Here is a 24,289-nt window from a genome sequence, read left to right as displayed (position 1 = left end):
TATCGTCAATAAAAAGAAAGTTATTACGGAAATTTATCGTCAAAATCATTAAAAAATGCCGTTTTATCTTTCGTTTTATTGCAGGAGATCACGCAAAACTTTCGTTACCGTGGTATGACAGATACATGAAAACGAAGAACAGCTTGTAACCAGGGCGAAATCAGCATGGCGCACAGTGAAAATACGCGTGTAAATCGCATGCTCCTCTTCCCTTGCTTACGTTTCTTCTTTCGTATTGCATGTTTCGAAATAATGTTTTTTGCTTTATGGCAATGCCCGGCCCGCGACGACGGCATCCGCCGGCGGGCCGGGGCAAGCGCTGCTACGCTGTCCTCACGCCTTAAAAGAATTTGTAGCTGGCCGACAGGGCGAACTGGCGGCCGAACAGGTCCTGGCTATGGTTGTAGCCTTCCCAGCCATTCGGGTCGTAGTACGGCTGCTTGTTGAAGGCGTTTTTCACGTTCAGGCCGATGTCCAGGTGCTTGATGGGCTTCCAGCTGAAGGCCAGGTTGACCGTCGTGTACGAGGGCGCGCCCTTGCACTGGCCGGCCGGCAGCGCCACCGAGGCGGCGGTGCAGTTTTCCGGCGTGTTGTCCTTGTCCCAAGGGCCGTAGGCCCAGCGCGTCTTGCCAGAATAGTTGATGAAGACGCTGCTGACGAAGTTGCGGTAGCTCCAGTCGGCATTCACCGTGGCGCGGTAGCGCGGCGAATCGTAGTAACCGACGGTGTTGCCCTTGATCTCGCTGCCGTCTTCGCTGTCGTGGGTGTCGCGCTTGCGGATGGTGGCGGCGATGCCGGTACTCAGCTTGCCCCAGTCGCCCAGCGCAAAGCGCGTGCGCGCGTCGATATCCACGCCGTCCATCAACGTGCGGCCGCGGTTCGAATACGAGTTGATCAAGCCGCCCAGGTTGCCCACCGAGTAGCCTGGCGCGCCGCCCGTGCACACGCCCGCGTTGGCGGGATTGGCGCACATGGCCGCCACCGCCGCGACGTTGGCGCGGTCCGCGTCCGTCAGATCGTTGCGGATGGCGTTAGGCGCGCCGGCCAGGGTCGGGCCGTACTTGTCCACCAGTTCCGTAAACAGCTCATTGAAGTCCTGGCGCACGATTTCGTCGCGGCGGTTGATGAACCAGTAATCGATGGAGATGCTCACATCCTTGGCCGGCTGCAGGACCAGGCCCACGGTGGAAATCTTGGCTTTTTCCGGACGCAGGTTCTGGTTCGGCGGCGTCAGGCCGCCCACCGTCGTGGAGCAGTTCGAATTGAGCAGGCTCTTGCCCAGGTCCGCATCCGTCGCCACCCAGGATTTCAGCAGGGCGCGCGCCATGGCGTTGGTTTCATCGCAGCGCACCGTGTCGCGGATGCCGCCCACCTGCGCAAAGACGCCGCCCGTGCCCGATTCGGCCAGGTTGGGCGCGCGGAAGCCTTCGGAATACGTCCCGCGCAGCATCAGGTCGGGCCGCGCGCGCCAGATCACGCCCACCTTGGGCGCCAGGTTGGCCGAGAAATGCGGATACTTGTCGAGGCGCGCCGCCGCATTGACTTCCAGGGTATCGCTGAGCGGCACCACCACTTCGCCAAAGACGGCGGCGATGGTGCGCCGGCCGTCGAACCAGGAACCGCCCTGCTGCGTGATCAGGCCATTGGCCGCATCCGCATTGCCGGGCGTGAGGAAGCTTTCGCGCATCACGTTGGTGCCCACGGCGGCGCGCACTTCGCGCTCGCCCAGCTTGAACAGCGTGCCTTCCACCTTGGCGTCCCACGTCATCAGCTTGGTCCACGACTCGATGGCAAAGGTCGGGTAGGCGGCGCGCAACAGCGCCGCATTCGCCTCGCTGATTTCGCCGAACTTGTAGGCGGGATTGTCCGAGATATACGTGCGGCCGCTGACAGGGTCTTTCGTGAACGGGCCGAACGCCTGCTCGAAACCCTTGATGTTGATGTTCGCCGTCTGGAACAGGGTCGAATGGCTGCCCGCCACGCTGAGCGCCGTCTCGAAATCCCAGCCGCCGCCGATGCTGCCGCGCAGGCCGACGAGGGCGCGGTAGTTTTCATCGACATTCTTCTGGCCGAAGTGGCCTGTCGCATCCTGCAGCAGATAGTTCAAGCCGGCCGCGCCGCCCATCTTGGCAGCCATGTCGGCATCGAGCTTGCCTTTCAGGTAGACGTTGTTGGGGCTCAGGAAAGGCGTGGCAAAGGTGTTCAGGGTATTGCCGGTGTTGCGCGCGAACCAGTTGTTCGTGCTGCCGCTATTGAAGCTGGACGGGCCGTTCTCGCCGCGCATCTTGATATGGGTGAACGCCCCTTCCGCGAACGCTTCCATGTCGCCGCCGAGCTTCAGCCGGCCGCTCAGGTAGGCCGTGGCGCGCTCGGAGGTAGGGCCCGTGTCGAGCTGGTTGGGCAGCGCATTCCATACGCAGCGCGTGCCCGAGGCTTCGGTGATGCTGGTGTTGCAGCCGGGCGCGGCGCGCTGGGTGCGCGCATTGTTGCTGGCCTTGTCGAAGACAAAGAAGGTCCCCGGGTTCATCACGCCAGGCTCGCTGCCCACGCCCACGCGCATGTTGGGAATGAAATTGGGATTGTTCACATAAAAATGCGAAGGACGCTTCTGGTACGTATCGGCCAGGGCGATGCGGTCGCGCTGGTAGACATTCACGGAAGCGTAGACGTTGTAGCCGTCGCTGGCCAGGTCGCCCAGGCCATACAACAGGCTGGCCTGGCGCTCGCCATAGGCTTTCACGCTGGGCGAAAACTCGCCGTTGGCGCGCGCTTCCAGCCCCTGGTACGACTTCTTGGTGATGACGTTGATCACGCCGGCCACGGCATCGGAACCATACACGGCCGACGCGCCATCCGTGAGGATTTCCATGCGCTCGATGGCGGCGGCGGGAATCGCGTCGATATTGACGAACATGGTCTGGAAGCCGGCCGGGGCACCATAGAACGACAGGCGGCGGCCGTTGAGCAGCACCAGGGTGCCCTGCGCGCCCATGCCGCGCAGATTGGCTTGCGAGCCGCCGTCGGAACCCGTAAACATCGAGCGGAAATCCTGCTGCGCCGGGCGGGCGGCTGGCAGGTTGTCGAGCACCTGCAGCAAGGTGAGCGCGCCCATGTTCTCGATCTGCTTGGCGTTGATCACCTGCACCGGCGACGCCGTTTCCGCGTTGATGCGCTTCAGACTGGAGCCTGTCACCTCGACCCTCGCCAGCTTCTCCTCCTCCGCCGCCAGCGCCGTTGAAGCCAGCCCCACCGCCACCATCGCGGCCATCAGTTTTTTCAAGTGCATTCTCAACTCCCTTTTTATAAGTGATTTGTTTTCGGCAGGTTGCAAGAGCCCCTCCCCGGTCCGAAGAGGGGCTCGTTTTTAATGAAATGATTGAGTGTCTAGCGCGGCTTGACTGTCGCGCCTTGCGTACCGGTCAAGACAGCATTGGCCCAGTTGCCGCAGACCTGGGCCGGGTGGGCGCCGCGCGCGCCCAGGGTGCGCAAACTGAGCTGGCTCAGGCCGCGCACGTCGATTTCGGGCTTGACCACCCCGGGAGCCGTGACCAGGCCGCTGTCGTACAGCAGCCGCTCACCGCTCCACACCTGGAATTGCAAGCCGCCCGCGCTGCGGCAGCTATCGTCCACGCCCAGGTCGGCGCGCAGCAGATTCCAGTTGCCCGCCAGCTGCAAGTCGATGCGGCTGGCCGGCCCCACGCCGAGGCCCTTGCGGAACCACAGCCCGTTCATGCGCATCTCGGCCGCCTTGCCGGCCGGCCGGTCTTTCGCGATATTCTTCGGCAGCGCCAGGTCCGACAGATAGCGCTGCACCTCCTCGCCTTCGGCCACGCGGTGTTCGAGCACGCGGAACTCGGACAAGGTTACGGGCGCCACCTCGGTGGCCAGCGCAGCGTCGAAGGCGCGCGCCACGGGCACACCTTGCGCCGCCGTCACCATCGGGTCCAGGGACGCCGCGCCATTGCCTTCGGGATTCTGCGTGCTCATGACCCGAAAGCGCAGCAGGCGCCCGGCCGTGGCGGGGAAACTGATGGTCTGTGTGCCCTGCTCCAGTTTGAGCGTGCCGCGCAGCAGCGGCGCACCCCACTCGCCGTTGTTGTCGCCGATGTAGATTTCATAATCGCGCACCTGGCCATGTTTCCAGTGCTGGTCGTTGCGCGGTGCCAGTTCGATGCCATCGATCAGCCTGCGCTCCGTGAAGCCGATCACCCATTCATGCGGCCCGCTTTTCACGGACGGGCTGCGCACGGTGCGGAACCACGTCTCCGGCTTGCCATCGAAGGCGTTTTCCAGCGCATAGCCGCTTTCTTCCGCGGGACGCGCCACCACCTGCATGGCGTCGGCCGGCAAGGCGCGACCCGGCACGGGCGCGGCGGGGAAGTCGGCATCCGTGCGTGCCATGGCCAGCGCGCCGGCAACCTGCAGGATCAAAGGCTGGCGGATATCCTGCGCCGCCACCTTCACGTGCAAGGTGCCCTGGCGGTCTGCAGGGTCGAAGAACCAGCCCTCGCTTGCGCTGTCGTAGGCGGCGCGGTCGGCCGATGCCGTGATCAGGCGCTCACCCGCCTTGACGGCGGCCGGACGCTGGCCCGCCAGCATGCGCAGCGCATAGCCGCGCCGCGCTTCCTGGCCCGCGTACTGGCCATCGACGGCGCCGATATCGACCTGCACGTCGCTGCCCGCCTGGCGCATGCGGATGATCTGCTGGCTGAAGGCGCCGCCCTGGTACTGGCGCGTGTTGCCATCGTCTTCATACAGGGTGTATGCGGAATCGCCATGCGGATAGACATCCAGGGTCAGCTGATCCTTCGGCTTCTGGCCGTCGTACAGCATTTCCGGATACATGGGCAGGATGGCGCCGGCACGCACGAACACGGGCAGTTTATCCAGCGTGACCTGTATATCGAGGTCGCACCCTTGCGCGCCGGCCGTGGCCTGGCGGCCATCCCAGTAGTCATACCACGTGCCCTGCGGCAGGTGGATGCCCTTGCGCCAGCCGCCACTGACGGCCTGGCTGCGGTAGACTGGCGCCACCAGCACGTCGCGGCCCAGCAGGAACTGGTATTTGTAGGCTTCCGTGTAGGCGGCCGGGTCTTGCGGATAATCCCACATCAGGCCGCGCACCAGCGGCGCGCCCGACTGCTCCGCTTCGCGCACCAGGGTATACATATAGGGAGTGAGGCGCATCTTCAGCTTCAGATAGCGGCGGTTGATGTCGCGGTACGGCTGCTCGAACCACCAAGGATGCTTGCGCTCGGCGGCGGCCCAGCCGGACATGCCCATCAGGACGGGCGTAAAGCTTTTCCACTGCAGGTCGCGCAGATAGGTTTCCGGGCTGCCGCCAAAGATGGCGTCGACGTCGCCCGACGCATACGCCTGGCCGGACAGGCCCGAGCCGATCAGCGTGGGAATGTGCCAGCGGATGTAGTCCCAGCTGGCGCTCTGGTCGCCCGTCCACGCCACGGCGTAGCGCTGGATGCCGGCCCAGCCCATCACCGTCCACAGGAACGGCCGGCTGTCGGAGTTGTTCAGGATGCCGTCGTAGGCGGACTTGTTCGCGTCCATGGCAAACTGGTAGCCCTTGCCCGTCCACGCCACGTCCAGCTTTTGCACGCGGCTGGCCGCCTGGCCCACTTCCCAGGCGATCTTGTCGACGCCGTTTTCCGTCCACAATCCCGTGCGAAAACCGTAGCCGGCCAGGCCTTTCACGGTTTCCGGCAAGTTCGTGTAGCCGCAGCCGTAGCCGTCGTTGGGCAAAATCCAGCCGCCCGGCATGTCGTGTTCGCGGTACTGGCGCGCCACCGTTTCCACCACGTCCGGCGTCTTGCCCGTCGGGCCATCGCTCCAGCCCTTCGGCACGGAGCCGGGCTTTTTCACGTTGTCGCCATCGTTGTAGCAATCGGCGTCGCCGTATTCCAGCGCCCAGCGGGGCAGCATGCGCGCGCGGCCCGTCAAGTCCGTGTAGCGGGCGACGACGTCGCGCAAGTCCTTGCCGACAAAGAAATACGCATCGAAACGCCCTTCCGCGTGCTGCAGCGAGATCTGCTCCTGGTCGCGCAAGTCGTAGTTCCCGTCGGACCAGGTATTGCGCAGCATGCCCCAGCCGCGTGAACTCATGAGGAATGGCGCGGGATTCGGGCGGTCACCCTCTTCCCAGCCGCCCGAATACGACACGGGCACCTGCTTGCCCTTGAATTCAAAGCGGCCATTTTGCTGGCCGCCGCCAAAGTAACGCTCGCCCGGCAGGCTCGATAGCACTTGCACGCCCTGCTTGTCGTCCAGCGACAGCGGCTGCACCTCGCGCCACAGCGGCAGCGTGTCGCCCTGGCGGAACAGGGTAAGGCGCAAGGGCTTGCGGTCGATGCGCAGGCTCAGGGCCGCGGTGCTGATGACAATATGGTCGGCCTGTTCCTTGACCTGGTAGGCAACCTGCGCGGCCGGCTGGCCCACGACGATGGGCGCCGCCTTGTCACCAGGGCCAGTCAAGCCGGCCTTGCCGCCCGCCTCTATGCGCACCACGTCCACTTGCGGCAGGCTGATACGCAACTGCATGCCCGTGTCGCTGCGCAGGTCCCAGCCCAGCGCCTCGCCCCTGGCCACGTCGGCCGCATGCACGGCGCTCACGCTGGCCAGGTTGCCGATAGGCGCGGCATGCAGGCGTGGCACGGCCAGGGTGGCAAGGGCGGCGACGACACAGGCGGCAAGGGCGCGGCGGGGAAGCGGGAGCGGTTTCATCTGTCGGCTTTCAGGAGTGATTCAATGAAATTACTTTAAGAAAAAAAATAAATATCGTCAATCAAAAGAAAGTTAAAGCGCCAATTTATTAATAAAATGCCCAAAAATGGCGCATTTATCTTACGTTTCACCAGAATGTCACAAAACATACTTTCGTTATCGTGGCATTTCAGCGACAGGCCGCAGCTGCACACGGTTTCATGCGGCACCGCAACACGATTCAGGCCCCATAAAACGACATTATTTCGCAAGCCAGCAAACAATTTACTTTCGTTTTACTTTCGTATTTGACTTTTCGAAATTTAGTATTTATGCTTTCTCCCAACAAACACTTTACTGACCTCACATGACTACCCTTCTTCAGCGTGACATTCAAACCTGGCGCGACATCGGCGGCCTGCACACGGCCGAGGAAATCGCCCACCAGCCAGCCATCTGGCGCGCACTGGCCGGCATTTTGCGCGACGAGCAAGCAGCGCTGGCCGCCTTCCTCGGCGACGCGTTGTCCAACCCGCAGCAACGCGTGATCCTCACGGGCGCCGGCAGCTCGGCCTACGTGGGCGAAATCGTCGTCGACACCCTGAACGCGGCCTGGCCCGCGCAGATCCGCGCCATCGCCACCACCACTTTGCTGACGCACCACGAGCTGTACCTGAAAGCCGATGCCCCTACCCTGCTGGTGTCGTTTGCCCGCAGCGGCGACAGCCCGGAAAGCCTGGCGGCCGTCGAATTGCTGCGCCAGGTCGTGCCCGGCGCGCGCTTCCTGAATATCACCTGCAACGCCGATGGCAAGCTGGCGCGCCAGGGCGCCAATGACAGCAACACCTATAACCTGCTGATGCCGGCCGGTAGCTGCGACCGTGGCTTCGCCATGACCAGCAGTTTCAGCAGCATGCTGCTGGCGGCCCTGTCGGTACTGGGCAAGGACACGGACCTGGCTCACCTGGACACCCTGGCGCAACTGGGCGAACACGCCTTGCGCGACTGGTCGGCGCCCGTGGCGGAGCTGGGCTCCACACCCGTGCAGCGCGTGATGTACCTGGGCAGCGGCCCGCTGGAGGCGCTGGCCAAGGAAGCGGCATTAAAAATCCTGGAATTGACGGGTGGCCGCGTGATGGCCATGGCAAATACACCGCTGGGTTTCCGCCACGGTCCGAAATCGGCCGTCACCACGGAGTCGCTGGTGATCCTGCTGCGCAGCAGCAAGCCGCTGGCGCGCCAGTATGAAGACGATTTATTCAATGAACTGCAGCGCGACAGCGTGGCGCAGCGCTGCCTGACGGTGGGCATCGGCGGCGACCTGTCGGCCGATGCGCCGGCATGGCCCGACGCCTGGCTGGCCCCATTGTGGCTGCTGATGGCGCAACAATATGCGCTGCACCAGTCCGCGCTGCTGCAACTGCGCCCCGACAATCCATTCGCCGGCGGCATCGTCAACCGTGTCGTGCAGGGTGTCACCATCTATGGCCATGAGCAATTCTAATCACACCGCAGGCTTTCACGGCATCGACATCGGCGGCAGCAAGATCGAACTGGTGGCGTTTGCCGACCGCGATGGCGCGCTGACGGAAGTGTTCCGCGAACGGGTCGCCACGCCGGGCGACGATTTCAACGCCTTCGTGCAAGCCATCACCGGTCTCGTGGCGCGCGGCGACGCGGCACTGGGCACGGCGGCGCCCGTCGGCATCGGCTTGCCTGGCGTGATCGACAGCGCCAGCGGCCGCCAGCTCAGCTCCAACGTGCCGGCCCTGAACGGCCGCCTGGTGGCGCAAACCCTGCAGCAGGCCTTGCAACGCCCGGTCGCCATCGGCAACGATTGCCAGTGCTTCGCCCTGTCGGAAGCACAGGGCGGCGCGGCCGACCAGGCACCCAGCATGTTCGGCGCCATCCTTGGCACGGGCGCCGGCGGCGGCTACTGCGTGGGCGGCCAGCTGCTGCGCGGTTTCAACGGCGTGGCCGGCGAATGGGGCCACTGGAGCCTGCCCGCCACCCTGCTGGCGCAGCACGGCTTGATGGATTACGCCTGCCCATGCGGCAAGGCGGGCTGCCTGGAGCGCTATGTCTCCGGCCCCGCCATGCGTAAACTCCACGCGCATTTCGGCGGTGATGGCGCGGAGCCCTTGGCTATCGTGGCCCGCGCCAACATGGGCGACGCCGTGGCCGAACGCACGGTAGCCGTGCACCTCGATTTGCTGGGCCACGCGCTGGCCGGCCTGGTGCTGGCCTACGACCCCCATGCCATCGTGCTCGGTGGCGGCCTGTCCAAGCTGCCGCATTTGTATGACAAGCTGCCGGCCGCCGTGAGGCGCCACCTGTTCCCCGGCGTGCATGTGCCGCCCATCCTGCCGCCCCGCTTTGGCGACGCCGGCGGCGCGCGCGGCGCGGCCCTTTTGATCCGACAACAAACAAAGGCTTGAGAACAATGATGCCAGTGGAAACCCCGACTTTTACCTTGTCACCGATCCAGCAAGTGATCAAGGCGCACCGCCGCGGCGAGCCTGTGGGCCTGTACGCCGTCTGCTGCAGCCACCCCAGCGTGCTGCGCGCCGCCATGCGCGTGGCACTTGACTACGACACGGTGCTGCTGGTCGAAGCGACGTCGAACCAGGTCGACCAGTTCGGCGGCTACACGGGCATGACGCCAGCCGTCTTCCGCGACAGCATGCTGGCCATGGCCAGGGAACAGGGTTTCCCCGCCGAGCGCCTGGTGCTGGGCGGCGACCACCTTGGCCCGAACGCCTGGCAGCACCTTGACGCGGCCACCGCCATGGACCACGCCGAAACCCTGATCGCCGCATACGCGTCGGCCGGTTTCCACAAGATCCACCTCGATTGCAGCATGCGCTGCGTTGATGACCCTGCGGTGCTCGACGATGAAACCGTGGCAGCCCGCTCGGCGCGCCTGTGCAAGGTGGCCGAAGCGGCGGCTGCTGCCGCCGGCTTCACGCCGCCCGTCTACGTGATCGGCACGGAAGTGCCGATTCCCGGCGGCGAAGCATCGTTGGCGCAAGCGGGCGCCGTCACCAGCCCGCAGGCCGCGCGCCGCACCCTGGACGTGCATTGCCGCGCCTTCCTCGACAACGGTTTGCACGGCGCTTGGCGCCGGGTCATCGCCATGGTGGTGCAGCCGGGCGTCGATTTCGACCAGAGCAGCATCCAGCATTACGACGCCGATGCGGCCGCCGAACTGTCGGCCTTTGTCGCCGAGCAGCCCGGCCTGGTGTTTGAAGCCCACTCCACCGACTACCAGCGCGAAACGGCGCTGCACGCCATGGTGCGCGACCATTTCGCCATCCTGAAAGTGGGTCCGGCCGCCACCTTCGCCCTGCGCGAGGCGCTGTTCGCGCTGTGCCAGATCGAGGAAGAACTGCTGCCGGCGCACGCCACCTCGCAGCTGATGCAGGTGATCGACGACGTGATGGTGGCCAAGCCGAAGAACTGGATCAAGCATTACCTGGGCACGCCGGACGAGCAGCGATTGATGCGCCGCTACGGCTTGAGCGACCGTTGCCGTTATTACTGGGGCGAGCCGGAAGTGGCGGGCGCCGTCGCCAAGCTGCTGGCCAACCTGGACACCGTGGCCATTCCGCTGCCGCTGCTGAGCCAGCATCTGCCGGAACAGTATCTGGCCGTCGTGCAGGGCAGTCTGCAAGCGCAAGCGCCGGCCCTGATCGAGCACAAGATCGGCAGCCTGCTGGCGCAATATGCGCGCGCCTGCAACCGCAATGCGGCGGTCGCCGTCATTGCCGAAGCGGCAATCTGTTAAGCTCGGTCTTTTCATTTTTTTACCGAGCCCGCCACCATGCGAAATACCAGCCAACGCCGTGAATCCATCCTCCAAATGCTTGCCCAGCAGGGCTCGGTGCAAGTGACCGATCTGGTGGAAAAACTCGGCGTGTCCGCGGTCACCATCCGCAGCGACCTGAATGCGCTGGAAGCGCAAGGCATGGCCACGCGCAGCCACGGCGGCGCGACCCTGACGCGCACGCCGCCGCCCGAGCATACGATACGCCAGAAGGATGCCATCAACCACGAGCAGAAGGAGCGCATCGGCGCGTATGCGGCGCGGCTGGTGGAACCGGGCGACAACATCATCATCGACTCGGGTACCACCACCATTTCGCTGGCGCGCCACCTGCGCGACGCCACCGGCGTGACGGTGGCGACGAATGGCCTGAACATCGCATGGGAGCTGGCCGACGCGCCCGGCGTGGACCTGATCCTCACGGGCGGCCTGCTGCGCAAGCAGTCGCTGTCGATCCAGGGCAGCCAGGCCGAAACCTGTTTGCAGGCCTACAGTTTCGACAAGCTGTTTTTGGGCGTGGACGGCTTCGACCTGCAGTTTGGCGTGACCACCCACCACGAAGCGGAAGCAAGCCTGAACCACAAGATGGTGGAACGGGCAAAGAAAATCATCGTCCTCACGGACGCCTCCAAGTTCGGCCGTGTCAGCCTGCACCGCATCGTGCAGCTGGACCGCGTCGATACCGTCATCACCGATGCCAGCATCAGCCAGGAGTACCGCGAAGGGCTGCACAAGCTGGGCATCGAACTTTTTATAGCGGAATAACACATGCTGAGCGGCAGAATCCTTACCCCATCTGGCTGGATCACGGGCACCATCACCTTTGACCAGCGCATCGTCCAGATACAAGAAGACCCTGCCGCCGACAGCGCGCTGACCATCCTGCCCGGCTTCATCGACCTGCACGTGCACGGCGCTGCCGGCGTCGACATCATGGAAGGCGGCAACGCGGGCGCCACGGTGGCGCAAGTGCATGCGCGCCACGGCACCACGGCCCTGCTGGGCACCACGCTGACGGCGAAGGAGCCGTCGATCCTGCGCGCCCTGCAAGGCCTGGCCGGCGTCATCGCCGAGCGCCCCGCCAATGGCGCGCGCATGCTGGGCGTGCACCTGGAAGGCCCGTTTTTGAACTTGCACCGCCTGGGCGCGCAGCCGCCCGACGTGGTGCAGGCCAGCCTGGCCCTGGTGCAGCGCTTCCACGCCATCGCGCCCATCAAGGTGCTGACCATGGCGCCGGAAATCCCCGGCCACCTGGAACTGATCCCGCAACTGGCGGCGATGGGCATCCGCGTGCAGATCGGCCACAGCGCCGGCACGTATGACGAAGGCGTGGCGGCGCTGAACGCCGGCGTCTCCGGTTTTACCCACCTGTACAACGGCATGACGGGCATGACGCATTACGACCCGGGCATGGTGGGCGCGGCGCTCGCGCATGCCGAATATGCGGAAATCATCCCCGACCTGCAGCACGTGGCCAAGGGCGCCCTGCGCGCGGCCCTGCGCGCCATCCCGCGCCTGTACGGCGTGACGGACGCCACTTCGGCCACCGGCATGCCCGATGGCGAATATGGCCTGGGCACGCAGCGCGTGTACAAATGCCTGGGCTGCGTGCGCCTGGCCACGGGTTCGCTGGCCGGCAGCGTGCTGACCATGGACCAGGCCCTGCGCAATTTCGTCGAGCTGGGCCTGGACCTGGCCGACGCCTCCAACCGTTTGTCACTGTATCCCGCTGACTATCTGGGCGAAACGGCACGGGGCCGATTGGCGCCGGGCGCCTGGGCCGATATCGTCGTCCTCGACGCCAATTTGCAGCCAGTGTCCGTCTTCGTCGAAGGCGCGGCCATCGATCTTTCCACCCGCTAGACCCGACCACCCACCTCAACCCCGTCCCGGAGTTTTCATGCACGACACGTCACACAAGGCCCCCGTGTGGGCCATGCGCTACCTGCTATTTATTGCCGGCATGGGGGGATTGCTGTACGGCATAGACATCGGCATCATCGCCGGCGCCCTGCCCTACCTGGAATCGACGGCCTCGGTGGCCTGGAAACTGACTGCCCAGCAGCTGAGCTTTATCGTCGCCGCCGTGCTGCTGGGTTCCGTCCTGTCGTCGCTGTTCGCAGGCGCCCTGGCCGACCTGCTTGGCCGGCGCTGGGTGATGTTCCTGGCCGGCGCCCTGTTCAGCGCCAGCATTCCGCTGATCGCCCTGGCCGACGGCTACACGCCGCTGCTGCTGGGCCGCCTGCTGCAAGGCATCAGCGGCGGCTTGATCGGCGTCGTCGTGCCCCTGTACCTGGCCGAATGCCTGCCGGCGCAGCAGCGTGGGCGGGGCGCCGCCCTGTTCCAGCTGCTGCTGACCATCGGCCTGGTGGCCGCCGCCCTGATCGGCCTGCTGCAGGCGCAGACGGTGGAAACGGCCACGCAGGCGGCGCAAGCGTTGCCTGAAGCGGGCCGCGTCGCCGCCATCTTCACGGCCAAGGACCAGGCCTGGCGCAGCATCTTCTGGGTGTGTCTGACGCCTGGCCTGGTGTTTACCGTCGGCGCCCTGCTGCTGGCCGAGTCGCCGCGCTGGCTGGCGCAACGGGGCCGCATCGAGCAGGCGCGCCAGTCGCTGCTGCGCACGCGCCTGCCCGCCGCCGCCGACATCGAACTGCGCGAGATGCAGGACACGCCCGAGAATACGGCCAAGGCCAGCGGCAAGGCGAAAGATCCGCTGCTGAGCCGCCGCTACGTACTGCCCTTCCTGCTCGCTTGCCTGATCCTCGCCTGCACGCAGGCCACGGGCATCAATTCCATCCTCGCCTATGTCGTCAACATCCTCAATCAGGCGGGCCTGTCGGGCGCTTCGGCCAATATGGCTGACGTGTTATTGAAGGTGCTGAACGCCGTGATGACGGTGGTGGCCGTGCTGCTGGTGGACCGCAAGGGCCGCAAGTTCCTGCTGATGCTGGGCACGGGCGGCATCGTCGTCTCGCTGCTGGCGGCCGGCCTGCTGTTCCGCGGCGCCGAAGCGCACCTGGCCGACGTGCGCCCCGCCATCGCCGCACAGGTAAAAAACGACGGCCTGGCGGTGCATCTCGACACGGCCACCCTGACGGCCCTGGGCGCGGCCGCCGACGGCACGCCGCAGCAGCTGACCATCGCCTACGCCTACGGCCCCTTCACCAACGTGAAGAGCCTGCGCAGCGACGACGCGGTGCTGCGCCAGGTGACGATTGCCCGTGAAGATGCCGTGCAGGCCGACAGCGTGATCGGCGTGTTCTTCCGCAAGCTGCACCTGAACCCGTTCGCCGATCCGGCCGCCGGGCGCGAGGCGCCGCTGCGCATCGAGAAGGCCAGCCTGGGCCCCGTGCCATCGTCCACGCATGGCTGGCTGGTGGCCATCGCCATCTGCGTGTTTGTTTCCAGCTTTGCCGTGGGGCCGGGCGTGTGCGTGTGGCTGGCCCTGTCCGAGCTGATGCCGACGCGCATCCGCTCGAACGGCATGAGCATTGCCCTGCTGGTCAACCAGTTCGTCTCGACGGTGATCGCCGCCATCTTCCTGCCGACCGTGGGCTTGCATGGGTATTCGACCCTGTTCTTCTTCGGCGCCGGCTGCACCGTGCTGTATTTCCTGGCGGCCGCGTTTTTGCTGCCCGAAACCAAGGGCAAGACGCTCGAAGAGATCGAAGCGCACTTTGCCAAGTAAGCCAGAGTAACCAACTGTAGCAGTCTCCTTTATGGCCCCGGTCCATCATCCCGGGGCTTTTTTTTGCCTGCAGGACAAGTTTCCAAGGCTGGCGCACATGGCACTGTACGGTTTTCCTTCAGGAATCACGGGCGCGTGGGCTAGAATCTGGCTGCGTCGTGCTACTCACGAGGCGGCAATGGCGCCATGACAAAAAACCACCAGGAGACACAGTGAGCTTATTTAGAACCAAGAATTTGGATGACATGATCGCCCACAGCAAGAAACCGGGAGGTCTGGCGAAAGTGCTGGGACCGTTCGACCTTGTCCTCATGGGCATCGGCGCCATCGTCGGCACGGGCATTTTCGTGCTCACCGGCACGGGCGCCCTGACGGCCGGCCCCGCCCTGTCGCTGTCGTTCGTCGTGGCGGCCGTCGCCTGCTGTTTCGCCGCCCTGTGCTATGCGGAATTCGCGTCCACCGTGCCCGTCGCCGGCTCCATCTATACCTACAGTTATGCCACTTTGGGCGAGCTGGCCGCCTGGATGATAGGCTGGGACTTGCTGCTCGAGTACGGCCTGGCCGCCGCCGCCGTTTCCGTCGGCTGGTCCGGCTACTTCCAGTCGCTGCTGTCGGGCTTTGGCATCGCCTTGCCCGTCGCCTTGACGGCAGCCCCTGGCGCGCTGCCCGGCGTGACCACCTTCATCAACCTGCCCGCCCTCGTCATCATGCTGCTGCTCACCGCCATGCTGGGCTGGGGCGTGCGCGAATCGGCGCGCCTGAACAACATCATGGTGGCCATCAAGGTGGGCGTGGTGCTGCTGTTTATCATCTTTGGCGCGCGCCACGTGCAGCCGGCCAACTGGCAGCCCTACATGCCCTTCGGCTACCACGGCATGCTGAGCGCCGCCGCCCTCGTCTTCTTTGCCTTCATCGGCTTTGACGCCGTCACCTCGGCCGCAGAGGAAGTCAAGAAGCCATCGCGCGACCTGCCGATCGGCATCATCGGCTCCCTGGCCGTATGCGCCGTGCTGTACGTGGTGGTCTCGGCCATCATGACGGGCATCGTGCCATATCAAAAATTCCTCGGCGTCGACCATCCCGTCTCGCTGGCCCTGCAATATGCGGGCGAAAACTGGATCGCCGGCTTCGTCGACCTGGGCGCCATCCTCGGCATGACCACCGTCATTCTCGTGATGGCCTTCGGCCAGACGCGCATCATCTTCGCCATGTCGCGCGACGGCCTGCTGCCCAAGCGCCTGTCGACCGTGCACCCGCGCTTCCACACGCCGTTCTTCGCCACCTGGCTGGTGGGCATCGTCTTCGGCCTGATCGCCGCCGTGATCCCGCTCAACATCCTTGCTGAACTGATCAACATTGGCACGCTGGCCGCTTTCACCATGGTTTCCGTCGCCGTGGTGGTGCTGCGCAAGCGCCGTCCCGACCTGCCGCGCGCATTCCGCTGCCCCGGCGTGCCCTACGTGCCGGCGCTGGCCGTGATCCTGTGCGTTGGCCTGATGACCTTCCTCAGCTGGGTCACCTGGGTGGCGTTCTCCATCTGGCTGGTACTGGGCCTGATCATTTACTTTGGCTACGCACGCCGCCGTTCGCTGCTGCACCCGCAACAGTAATCCTCCCGCTGCGCCATCGCAGTAAGATGGCGGTCTCGCAACCCTGCAGGCCGCCATCCATGCAACGTTCCCCCGACCTCATCAAACAGCTGGACCACAGCACGGACCAACTCAAGCGCGCGCGCCTGCGCAGCATGCAGTGGCTGGCCGTCGGCTTGCTGCTGCTGGCCGCGCTGGTATTTGCCGTGGCCCGCTCGCAGCGCGGTGGCCACCCCGCCTGGGGCTACGTGGAAGCGTTCGCGGAAGCGTCCATGGTGGGGGCGATCGCCGACTGGTTCGCCGTCGTCGCCCTGTTCCGCCATCCGCTGGGCATCCCCCTGTGGCATACGGCCATCATCCCGAACAGCAAGGCCGACATCGGCCGCAGCCTGGGCGCCTTCGTGGAAAACCACTTCATCACCGAGCAAGGCATCGCCGAACGCATCATGCAGGCCGACCCCGCCGCGCGCCTAGGCGCCTGGCTGATAGATGACGCCCACGCGCGGCAGCTGGGCATGGCCAGCGCCGGCGTGGTGAAGCAGCTGCTGGCGATGGCCGACCACGACAAACTGGGTGAGCTGCTGCGCCAGCAGGCCAGCGGCTACCTGGGACAACTGAATGTGTCAGACGTGGCGGCCGACTGCATCGACGCATTGATCGCCGACGGCAAGCCGCAGGAACTGCTGGACTTCCTGCTCGACCGCAGCGCCACCTACCTGGACGATGAAAAACACCACGCGGCCATCGGCGACTTCGTGCTGGGTGCCTTCCAGATCGAGAACGCGCTGATAAAAAAAGCCGTGAGGGCTTACGAGCCGCGCATGATCGCCTCGCTGCAAAAGTTCGCCCTGGCCGTGCGCCTCGACCTGGCCCACCCGCTGCGCCAGCGCATCGCCGGCTGGATCGCCGACAGCGCCCTGCACCTGAAGGCCGACCCGCAGTGGCAGGCAACCGTGCGCCATTACCAGCTGCAGCTGGTGGCCAGCGACACGGTGCAGGCGATGCTGGGCGAGCTGTGGCAGCACATCCGCACGCGCGTACTGGCCGACCTGCACGCGGAACAGCCCGTGCTGGCGCAAGCCATCGCCGGCGTCGCGCGCAACACGGGCACGGTGCTGGGCACGGACGGGCATGCGCGGGCATGGCTGAACAACGCCATCGTCGCCGGCAGCGGCGCATTGGTACGCCGCTACCGTGGCGAGGTGGGCACCTTCATCGCCAGCCGCCTGGACCTGTGGAGCAAGGAAGAAATGAGCGAGCGCATTGAGCTGGCCATCGGGCGCGACCTGCAATTCATCCGCATCAACGGCACCATCGTGGGCGGGCTGGCCGGCTTGCTGATTTACTCGCTCAGCCAGGCGTTCTAAGCGGATCAACGCCGCGCGCGCATCCGGCCAAACTTGATGTAGATCATAATTTTTTAAACAAGCTCTTGCTATCCTGTAAAAAAATGACAGGAGTCGTGGATGAGCACAAGGCCGCAGGCAATCGAGGGAAAAACAGCGCAGCAGGAGCGCCAGGGCAGCGCCTGGCAAGACGTGCCGCCAGCGCAAGCGGGCGGCGGCGCGGCACAGACCCGCATCGCGCCGCTGCCGCAGGACCGGCGCTTCGACGATCCCGCCTGGCAGCGCTGGCCCTGCCACCTCCTGTACCAGGGCTTTTTGCTGCAGCAGCATTGGTGGCACCGCGCCACCACGGGCGTGCGCGGCGTCTCGCCCCATCACGCGGATGTCGTCACGTGCACCGTGCGCCACGGCGACGCCTGCCTCGCGGCGGACAACTGGCAGCGCGACACGCCGCACCATGACGGTTCATGGTGGCCCGCCTGGCAAGCCTGGCTGGCCGAACGCGCCGGCCCGCAGACGGCGCCGCCGTCCATGAGCGCGGCTTTAGGCAACGCGCCGGGCAGCTACATGCCGCAGCCTTGATTGCCCATTTTCGCTCCCGACTTTCTCCACCTTCCAGGAAAACGCCATGCCCTACACCACCCTGCTGGTCCATGTAGACAATTCACGCCATTGCGCCCAGCGCGTCCGCTTCGCCGTGCGCCTGGCGATTGCCGAAGGGGCGCACCTGATCGGTTCGGCCATGAGCGGCCTCTCGCGCTACGCCTACGGCGGCGGCGTCAACGCGCTGCAATTCGCCCCTGCGCAGATGCAGGCGCTGCGCAGCCAGGCCAGCGAGGCGCTGCACGACTTCGAGCGCATCGCCCGCGAAGAGGGACTGGGCACTTACGAAACGCGCTTCGTCGACGACGACGCGCAAGGCGCGCTGCTGCTGCAGGCCCGCTATTGCGACTTGCTGATCCTGGGGCAGACGGACGCGCAGGACACGCCCTCGCGCGTCATCGCCGGCACGGCCGAATACCTGATGCTGCATTGCGGACGGCCCGTGCTGATGGTGCCCCACGCGCCAGCGGGCGTACCGGCCAGCGTCGGCCAGCACCCGCTGCTGGCCTGGAATGGCAGCGCCGAAGCGCTGCGCGCCATCACCGACGCGCTGCCGCTGCTGCGGCGCGCGCGGCAAGTCACCCTGGCCGTCGTCAATTCCTACCAGCAGAGCGCCACCCACGGCGAACAGCCGGGCGCCGACCTGGCCCTGTATCTGGCGCGCCACGGCGTCAATGTCGACGTGCTGCAGCACGACACGCCGCAGGGCCAGGACGTGGGACAGGCCTTGCTGGCCATGGCGGCGCAGCGCCAGTGCGACTTGCTGGTGATGGGCTGCTACGGCCACATGCGCCTGCGCGAAACGCTGCTGGGCGGCGTCACGCGCACGGTGCTGCAGGAGATGACCTTGCCGGTGCTGGTATCGCATTGACGCACGCCGATGCCGGCGCCGCGTTTGTCACCTGAGCTGCGCCGCCGCACGCGCCTCGCCCAGGCGCCGCAGCATGGCCATCACGGCCGCCATCTGCGGCGCCTGGCGCGTCTGGAAGTCCGGCATGGCCGGATTCTCGCTGGAATAGCCCCAGAAATCCCAGCAGCCCTTCGGATTGGAGGGCACGCCTTTTGACGCCATCACTTGCGGATACAGCACGATCATCGCGTTCGCATCGGCAAATTCGTTGTAGCCCGCGTGCCGGTAAAAGCGCTCGCCAACCTCGGACGCACCCTGCAGGCAGCCGTGGAACACCACGTGGACGGCGCAGGACTGCTCGCGGCAGGCGGCGGGGACATAGGCATACGCGCTGACATCCATGCTGCTGCGACGGCCCCTGACGAATTCGCGCTGGTCGAACTCGATGATACGGCCCGTCAGCTCACCCGTGACCGCCGGCTTGGCGCCGCTGCCCGCCAGGTGCCGCAGCAGTTCCGCCGCCTGGCTGAAACCGCAGTTGTTCATATAGGGCGCGCGCGTATCGCCGCAGGGACTGTCCCCGGCGCGCGCCGTCAGGATGGCATGGCCCGCCTGGACGTCCTTGGCATAGCGGATGGCGGCCGGTGCCACCCCGGCCAGCTGATAGTATTTCTCGACCTGGTTCACCACCACGGTCTTCACAACAGGGTCGGCCGTGCCGCTGAACAGGTACACGCGCTGGCGCGCCAGGTTGGCCACCGGATCGATGCTACCTTCCTGCGCCCGCCGCTGGGCGCTGCGCCAGGAGGCCGCCCCATCAGGCACCTCCGCCGGCGACGTGGGCTGCATGCAGACGGTCGCGGCGGTCACGAGGGGCGATTGCCCGGGATGGGTCGAAGCGCAGTCATACGGCCCGCCGGCGATGACGCCCACGCCCTTGAACGTGGCGGAGTACGCGGTGGCGATCTGCGCCGCCATGAAGGCGCCGGACGACAGTCCGGAAACGGATACCTGGCTCAAATCGGCGCCCAGGCCGGGCAACGGGGCGGCGACGCCGGCGGCCAGCACGGGGTGGGCGGCCAGCGCGAGGGAAAATGGCAGGGCAAGCAGGATTGGCTTCATCGGGGACCTTTTCATCACAATGCAGATGGCGCATTGTAGGATGGCGCCTGGCCGCTTGCACGCAAATTATTGCCTTGTAGCCACTATTGTCGCCTCGCTGACACGCGCAGCGCGCGCCGCCCGGTCAGCGTGCCGCGTGCAGGCGCCAGCATTGCCGGCACCGCCCCTTCAGCATTCCTTCACCCGCCCCTCATCCGCGCTTCATGCGCGGCGCCGATACTGGCCATGCCCTCAACCCTGCCAGGAGTCCCGCATGCACAGTAGCCCCGACGCCGTTCTTCCCTGCCAGGCGCGCCGCCGCTGGCTTCTGGGCGCGGCCAGCCTGGCCGCCGTTTCCAGCCTTTCCACCCTCGCCGCCTGTGGCGGCGGCGCCCGCACCTGGACCGTGACGGACCGGCAGGTCGGCGTCGCCCCCGGCGTCAGCTGCATGTGCGCGACTGGCCATCCGCGCCCGGTGACAACGCCGACGTGATCGTCCTGCTGGCGGGCCTGGGCGGCAACGCGCACGCCTTCGACAGCCTGGCGCCCGCGCTGGCGCGCCGCCACCGCGTGCTGGCCATCACGCGGCGCGGCTATGGCGCATCGGGCAAGCCGCTGCCGGCCGGCGATGCCAGCGATTCGACCTACGCCCCCTCGACCCTGGTGGCCGACTTGCTGGCCGTGCTCGACGCGCTGCGCATCGACCGCGTCATCCTGGCCGGCCACTCGGTCGCCGGCAACGAGCTGACCCTGTTCGCCGGCAGCCACCCGCGGCGCGTGCGCGGCCTCGTCTACCTCGACACGAGCTGGGACTACCTGGCCACCGGCGGCTATGAGGAAAGCCCGCCTTCGCCCCTCGATGAACCGCTACCCGGCCAGGCCGACCTGGCGTCCATGGCCGCTTCGATCGCCTTTGCCAAACGGATCAACAAGCGCTGGTGGCCGGCACTGGAAGCGAACTGGCGCGCCAGCCTGGAAGTGCTTCCCGGCGGTGCCGTGCGCCCGACTACGCCGCCCGCCATCGCCAGGGCGATGGACATGGCCGCGCACAATTTCTCGCCCGACTACCGCCGCGTGCGGGCGCCGGCGCTGGTCGTCACCGTCGACCCGGGCAATGTGCGCAACCTGATGCCCTGGCTGACACCGCAGTCCGACCCCGCAGTGCTGGCGCAAGCACTGGCGTTCCTGGAAGTTTTCCGCCCGCTGCGTCTGGCCGATGGCGAGCGCCTTGTGGCCGCCCTGCCCGGCAGCAAGCACCTGGTCATCCGCGACGGCTTCCACAGCGATTTCTTCATCGAATATGAACGCACGGTGGTCGACGCCATCGAGGCCATGCGTTGGGAAAAGTAGACGCTTCATTGCGGCTGATTGCAACGCTGTTGCATAAATGCTCAACACGCCATACTATTGATAATGATTTCTATTCTCATTTAAATGGCGTGCCAGTCGTGCACGCTCCGACCAGCGCAAACCCCGCAAACCACCATGCCCCTTTCACATCGCCACACCGCTTCCTTCCCGCCACAGCGCAGCACCCTGGCACTCCACCTGGCGCTGACCGCCAGTCTGTTTGTCGCGGGCGGCGCCCACGGCCAGCAGGCTGGCGGCACCGTCGACAATCCGCAAACGCTGGCGCCGATTGTCGTCACGTCCGGCGCGCAGGCCGCTACGGAGGGCAGCACGTCCTACACCAGCAGCGCCAGCACGGCGGCCACGGGCTTGAATCTGTCGCTGCGCGACACGCCGCAATCGGTATCGCTGATCACGCGCGAACGGCTCGACGACCAGGCCCTGCGCTCCGTCTTCGATGTGGTCAACAGCGCGCCCGGCGTCTCGGCCAAGGAAATCGACAGCGTGCGCAGCTATTTCTCGTCGCGCGGCTTCAAGATCGACAAGCTGCAGATCGACGGCGTGCCCATGGCCGGCAGCGACGCGGGCGAAGCCAACGCCGACACGGCCATCTATGACAGGGTCGAAATCGTGCGCGGCGCCACGGGCCTGATGAATGGCACGGGCAGCCCTTCGGCCTCGATCAACCTGATACGCAAGCATGCGGACAGCAAGGTATTTACAGGATCAGCCAGCCTGGGACTCGGATCCTGGCAGCGCCGTGACGGCGTGATCGACTTGAGCGCGCCGCTCAACCGGGAGGCGTCCGTGCGCGGGCGCGTGGTGGTCAGCGCGGAAGAACGCGACAGCTTCATCCGCCTGGAACGGGGCGGCAAGGCCCTGGTCTACGCGGTGGTCGACGCGGACCTGGGCGCGGCGACGCGCCTGAGCGTGGGCGCCAGCGAGCAGCGCGACCGCCACCGCGGCAACCAGTGGTCCGGCCTGCCCCTGTTCTACGCCGATGGCGGGCAGCCGCGCTGGGACCGTTCGGCCACCACGGCGGCCGAGTGGAACCGCTGGGACACGCAGCAGCGCAGCATCTTCGCCACCCTGGAACAGCGCCTGGCGAACGGCTGGAAGTGGCAAGCCTCGGCCACGCGGCGCAGCAACACGGGCGACCAGTACCTGAACTGGATAAGCGGCAGCATGGACCGCAATACGGGCCTGGGTCTGGAAGCGCTGGTGATCGGCTACGGCGTCGACGAACACCAGACGGACGTGGGACTGACAGCCGTGGGACCATTTACCTTGCTGGGCCGCCAGCACGAACTGGCCGTGGGGCTGCTGCACGGCGAGCACACCATGCGCTGGCTGTCGAGCAACGCCAGCTTCACGCCGCCCATCGGCGATTTCCGCGCCTGGACGGGTGCCTATCCGCAACCTGCCTGGTCGCCGCAGCAAGTGGGCAGCGACACCCGCACCACGCAGACCAGCGCCTACGGCGTGACGCGCCTGCAGCTGACGCAAATGCTCAAGCTGATCGCCGGGGCGCGGCTGACCAACTGGCAGCGCGACGGCATGCCATCGCTGTGGACAGAAGTCGCCTACACCCAGCGCCAGCGCGGCGTCGTCACGCCATACGCGGGCCTGGTGTGGGATCTGGGGCCGCAAGCGTCGCTGTACGCCAGCTACACGGATATTTTCGATCCACAGGATTACCGCGACCGCCGGGGCAGCTACCTGCCGCCCCTGAAAGGCAGGAGCGGCGAAGCAGGCATCAAGGGCGAGCTGCTGGACGGCAAGGTGAATGCGGCGCTGGCCGTCTTCCACGTCAAGCAGGACAACTTCGCCATCGCCGACGGCAGCACCTTCGTGCCCAACACGCGCGAACAGGCCTACGTCACGATCAATGGCGCCACCACCCAGGGCTATGAAATGGAAGTGAGCGGCGACCTGGCGCCCGGCTGGAACGCCAGCATCAGCTGGACGCAGTTTTCCACCGAAGACGCCAGCGGCATGGCCATCAACACGGTCCACCCGCGCAAGCTGTTCAAGCTGTACACCAAGTACCGCCTGCCGGGCGCCTGGCGGCAGCTGGCCATCGGCGGCGGCGTGAACTGGGAAGGCCGCAGCTACACCAGCGTCGCCAATCCCGCCACCGGCAAGCCCGTCGAAGCAGGCCAGAACGCCTACGCCGTGGCCAGCCTGCTGGCCCGCTACGACATCAGCCGCCAGCTGTCGCTGCAGGTCAACGTCAACAACCTGTTCGACAAACGCTACTATGCCAACCAGCTCGATGTCTTCAACAACATCACGTTCGGTGCGCCGAGGAATGTTCTGGCCACGCTCAAATATGCGTTCTAGGATGGCGCAACGGGCCGCGGGAATGGCCTACAATGGCTGAGCTGCACGCCGCGCGCCCGCCCGCTGACGGGCCGCGCGGCCCCACATCCCCATCAGCGCCACCGCCACAGGGAGTATCTGCATGAGCAAGCAAGCCACCATCGTCCTCGTCCACGGTTTCTGGGGCGGCGCCGCCCACTGGAGCCGCGTCATCCTCGAACTGCGCCGCCAGGGCCACACGGCCATCCGCGCCGTGGAATTGCCGCTCACCTCGCTGGCCGACGATGCCGAGCGCACGCGCAAGATGGTGGCGCAGGTCAACGGCCCGGTATTGCTGGTGGGCCACTCTTACGGCGGCGCCGTCATCAGCGTGGCGGGCAATGCGCCGAACGTGGCGGGCCTCGTGTACATCGCCGCCTTCGCGCCCGACGCGGGCGAAAGCCCTGGCAGCATCACGCAGGAACACCCGCCCATCGGCGTGCCCAACCTGGAAGGCGACAGCGACGGCTACCTGTGGGTCAAGGCCGACAAATACCATGAGAGCTTTTGCCAGGATCTGGATGCGGAAGAAGGCGCCGTGCTGGGCGTGGTGCAAAAGGCGCCGCTGGCCAGCACCTTTGGCGATAGCGTCAGCGATCCGGCCTGGCGGCACAAGCCCAGCTGGTACCAGATTTCCAGCGCCGACCGCATGATTTCCCCCGTCAACCAGGAGCGCATGGCGGCGCGCCTGGGCGCCCGCAAGGTCATCACGCTGGACGCCAGCCACGCCTCGCTGGCCTCGCGCCCCGCCGAGGTGGCGGCGCTGATCCTGGAAGCGGCGGCGGCGATCACCACCGTGGCGGGGTAGTCGACAAAAAAAAAAAAAGGCTCCTGCATGACAGGAGCCTTGTGGCGTCGGAT

Annotated in this window: 17 protein-coding genes; 14 read left to right on the top strand and 3 right to left on the bottom strand. The window is 66.0% G+C overall.

What is annotated here, in order from left to right; genetic code table 11:
• Positions 1-340: 340 nt before the first annotated feature.
• Together JaAD80_RS03965 and JaAD80_RS03960 are read right to left on the bottom strand one after the other, a co-directional pair.
• On the bottom strand, positions 341-3,286 hold the full coding sequence (locus tag JaAD80_RS03965; RefSeq protein WP_102292980.1) for a TonB-dependent siderophore receptor: 2,946 nt from the start codon (positions 3,284-3,286) through the stop codon (positions 341-343).
• Positions 3,287-3,384: 98 nt separating this feature from the next.
• The gene (locus JaAD80_RS03960; protein ID WP_102292979.1) at positions 3,385-6,735 is read right to left on the bottom strand and encodes a TIM-barrel domain-containing protein; all 3,351 of its coding nucleotides are present in this window, start codon (positions 6,733-6,735) and stop codon (positions 3,385-3,387) included.
• A 346-nt stretch (positions 6,736-7,081) separates the two neighbouring features.
• On the opposite strand from JaAD80_RS03960, the gene JaAD80_RS03955 reads away from it, so the two are divergent.
• From JaAD80_RS03955 to JaAD80_RS03910, 10 genes are all read left to right on the top strand, one after another.
• The gene (locus tag JaAD80_RS03955) at positions 7,082-8,218 is read left to right on the top strand and encodes an SIS domain-containing protein (protein WP_102292978.1); all 1,137 of its coding nucleotides are present in this window, start codon (positions 7,082-7,084) and stop codon (positions 8,216-8,218) included.
• Positions 8,205-9,152, top strand: a complete 948-nt coding sequence (locus tag JaAD80_RS03950) for an ROK family protein (protein WP_102292977.1) — start codon at positions 8,205-8,207, stop codon at positions 9,150-9,152. The genes JaAD80_RS03955 and JaAD80_RS03950 overlap by 14 nt, the downstream gene beginning before the upstream one ends.
• A 5-nt stretch (positions 9,153-9,157) precedes the next feature.
• Positions 9,158-10,501: a D-tagatose-bisphosphate aldolase, class II, non-catalytic subunit gene (locus JaAD80_RS03945; protein WP_374755222.1), complete on the top strand. Its 1,344-nt coding sequence runs from the start codon at positions 9,158-9,160 to the stop codon at positions 10,499-10,501.
• A gap of 36 nt (positions 10,502-10,537) precedes the next feature.
• Positions 10,538-11,305, top strand: coding sequence for a DeoR family transcriptional regulator (locus JaAD80_RS03940; RefSeq protein WP_070223655.1), 768 nt, complete (start codon positions 10,538-10,540; stop codon positions 11,303-11,305).
• A 3-nt stretch (positions 11,306-11,308) separates the two neighbouring features.
• Positions 11,309-12,403, top strand: coding sequence for an N-acetylglucosamine-6-phosphate deacetylase (locus JaAD80_RS03935; protein WP_102292976.1), 1,095 nt, complete (start codon positions 11,309-11,311; stop codon positions 12,401-12,403).
• 37 nt (positions 12,404-12,440) lie between these two features.
• On the top strand, positions 12,441-14,228 hold the full coding sequence (locus JaAD80_RS03930; protein ID WP_102292975.1) for an MFS transporter: 1,788 nt from the start codon (positions 12,441-12,443) through the stop codon (positions 14,226-14,228).
• 212 nt (positions 14,229-14,440) lie between these two features.
• Positions 14,441-15,838, top strand: a complete 1,398-nt coding sequence (locus JaAD80_RS03925; protein ID WP_102292974.1) for an amino acid permease — start codon at positions 14,441-14,443, stop codon at positions 15,836-15,838.
• Between the two features lie 59 nt (positions 15,839-15,897).
• Positions 15,898-17,184: a DUF445 domain-containing protein gene (locus JaAD80_RS03920; RefSeq protein WP_102292973.1), complete on the top strand. Its 1,287-nt coding sequence runs from the start codon at positions 15,898-15,900 to the stop codon at positions 17,182-17,184.
• Positions 17,185-17,283: 99 nt separating this feature from the next.
• Positions 17,284-17,745, top strand: a complete 462-nt coding sequence (locus tag JaAD80_RS31325; protein ID WP_374755221.1) for a hypothetical protein — start codon at positions 17,284-17,286, stop codon at positions 17,743-17,745.
• A gap of 46 nt (positions 17,746-17,791) precedes the next feature.
• Positions 17,792-18,637: a universal stress protein gene (locus JaAD80_RS03910; RefSeq protein ID WP_102292972.1), complete on the top strand. Its 846-nt coding sequence runs from the start codon at positions 17,792-17,794 to the stop codon at positions 18,635-18,637.
• A 27-nt stretch (positions 18,638-18,664) separates the two neighbouring features.
• Here JaAD80_RS03910 and JaAD80_RS03905 read toward each other — a convergent pair whose 3' ends face one another.
• The gene (locus JaAD80_RS03905; protein WP_102292971.1) at positions 18,665-19,738 is read right to left on the bottom strand and encodes a poly(3-hydroxybutyrate) depolymerase; all 1,074 of its coding nucleotides are present in this window, start codon (positions 19,736-19,738) and stop codon (positions 18,665-18,667) included.
• A 253-nt stretch (positions 19,739-19,991) separates the two neighbouring features.
• Between JaAD80_RS03905 and JaAD80_RS30530 the strand changes: the two genes are divergently transcribed.
• The 4 genes from JaAD80_RS30530 to JaAD80_RS03890 all read left to right on the top strand — a co-directional run bounded on the left by JaAD80_RS30530 (position 19,992) and on the right by JaAD80_RS03890 (position 24,236).
• Positions 19,992-20,210, top strand: coding sequence for a hypothetical protein (locus tag JaAD80_RS30530; RefSeq protein WP_180979290.1), 219 nt, complete (start codon positions 19,992-19,994; stop codon positions 20,208-20,210).
• Positions 20,168-21,067, top strand: coding sequence for an alpha/beta hydrolase (locus JaAD80_RS03900; protein WP_180979289.1), 900 nt, complete (start codon positions 20,168-20,170; stop codon positions 21,065-21,067). Before JaAD80_RS30530 ends, JaAD80_RS03900 begins: the two co-directional genes overlap by 43 nt.
• 135 nt (positions 21,068-21,202) lie before the next feature.
• Positions 21,203-23,410: a TonB-dependent siderophore receptor gene (locus JaAD80_RS03895; RefSeq protein ID WP_180979288.1), complete on the top strand. Its 2,208-nt coding sequence runs from the start codon at positions 21,203-21,205 to the stop codon at positions 23,408-23,410.
• A gap of 121 nt (positions 23,411-23,531) precedes the next feature.
• The gene (locus tag JaAD80_RS03890) at positions 23,532-24,236 is read left to right on the top strand and encodes an alpha/beta hydrolase (protein WP_102292968.1); all 705 of its coding nucleotides are present in this window, start codon (positions 23,532-23,534) and stop codon (positions 24,234-24,236) included.
• The last annotated feature ends 53 nt before the right edge of the window (positions 24,237-24,289 follow it).

The sequence above is a fragment of the Janthinobacterium sp. AD80 genome (assembly GCF_002878455.1).
GTDB lineage: Bacteria > Pseudomonadota > Gammaproteobacteria > Burkholderiales > Burkholderiaceae_D > Janthinobacterium.
The sequence above is the reverse complement of the archived record's forward strand: the minus strand, read 5'-3'. Positions and strand labels throughout refer to the sequence as shown.

Bases quoted from the DNA above. Each gene is read 5' to 3' on its own strand.
- JaAD80_RS03965 (WP_102292980.1), bottom strand. From the start codon at position 3,286: ATGCACTTGAAAAAACTGATGGCCGCGATGGTGGCGGTGGGGCTGGCT.
- JaAD80_RS30530 (WP_180979290.1), top strand. From the start codon at position 19,992: ATGCACAGTAGCCCCGACGCCGTTCTTCCCTGCCAGGCGCGCCGCCGC.
- JaAD80_RS03945 (WP_374755222.1), top strand. From the start codon at position 9,158: ATGATGCCAGTGGAAACCCCGACTTTTACCTTGTCACCGATCCAGCAA.
- JaAD80_RS03895 (WP_180979288.1), top strand. From the start codon at position 21,203: ATGCCCCTTTCACATCGCCACACCGCTTCCTTCCCGCCACAGCGCAGC.
- JaAD80_RS03950 (WP_102292977.1), top strand. From the start codon at position 8,205: ATGAGCAATTCTAATCACACCGCAGGCTTTCACGGCATCGACATCGGC.
- JaAD80_RS03910 (WP_102292972.1), top strand. From the start codon at position 17,792: ATGCCCTACACCACCCTGCTGGTCCATGTAGACAATTCACGCCATTGC.
- JaAD80_RS03935 (WP_102292976.1), top strand. From the start codon at position 11,309: ATGCTGAGCGGCAGAATCCTTACCCCATCTGGCTGGATCACGGGCACC.
- JaAD80_RS03960 (WP_102292979.1), bottom strand. From the start codon at position 6,735: ATGAAACCGCTCCCGCTTCCCCGCCGCGCCCTTGCCGCCTGTGTCGTC.
- JaAD80_RS03890 (WP_102292968.1), top strand. From the start codon at position 23,532: ATGAGCAAGCAAGCCACCATCGTCCTCGTCCACGGTTTCTGGGGCGGC.
- JaAD80_RS03905 (WP_102292971.1), bottom strand. From the start codon at position 19,738: ATGAAGCCAATCCTGCTTGCCCTGCCATTTTCCCTCGCGCTGGCCGCC.
- JaAD80_RS03920 (WP_102292973.1), top strand. From the start codon at position 15,898: ATGCAACGTTCCCCCGACCTCATCAAACAGCTGGACCACAGCACGGAC.
- JaAD80_RS03955 (WP_102292978.1), top strand. From the start codon at position 7,082: ATGACTACCCTTCTTCAGCGTGACATTCAAACCTGGCGCGACATCGGC.
- JaAD80_RS03940 (WP_070223655.1), top strand. From the start codon at position 10,538: ATGCGAAATACCAGCCAACGCCGTGAATCCATCCTCCAAATGCTTGCC.
- JaAD80_RS03930 (WP_102292975.1), top strand. From the start codon at position 12,441: ATGCACGACACGTCACACAAGGCCCCCGTGTGGGCCATGCGCTACCTG.
- JaAD80_RS31325 (WP_374755221.1), top strand. From the start codon at position 17,284: ATGAGCACAAGGCCGCAGGCAATCGAGGGAAAAACAGCGCAGCAGGAG.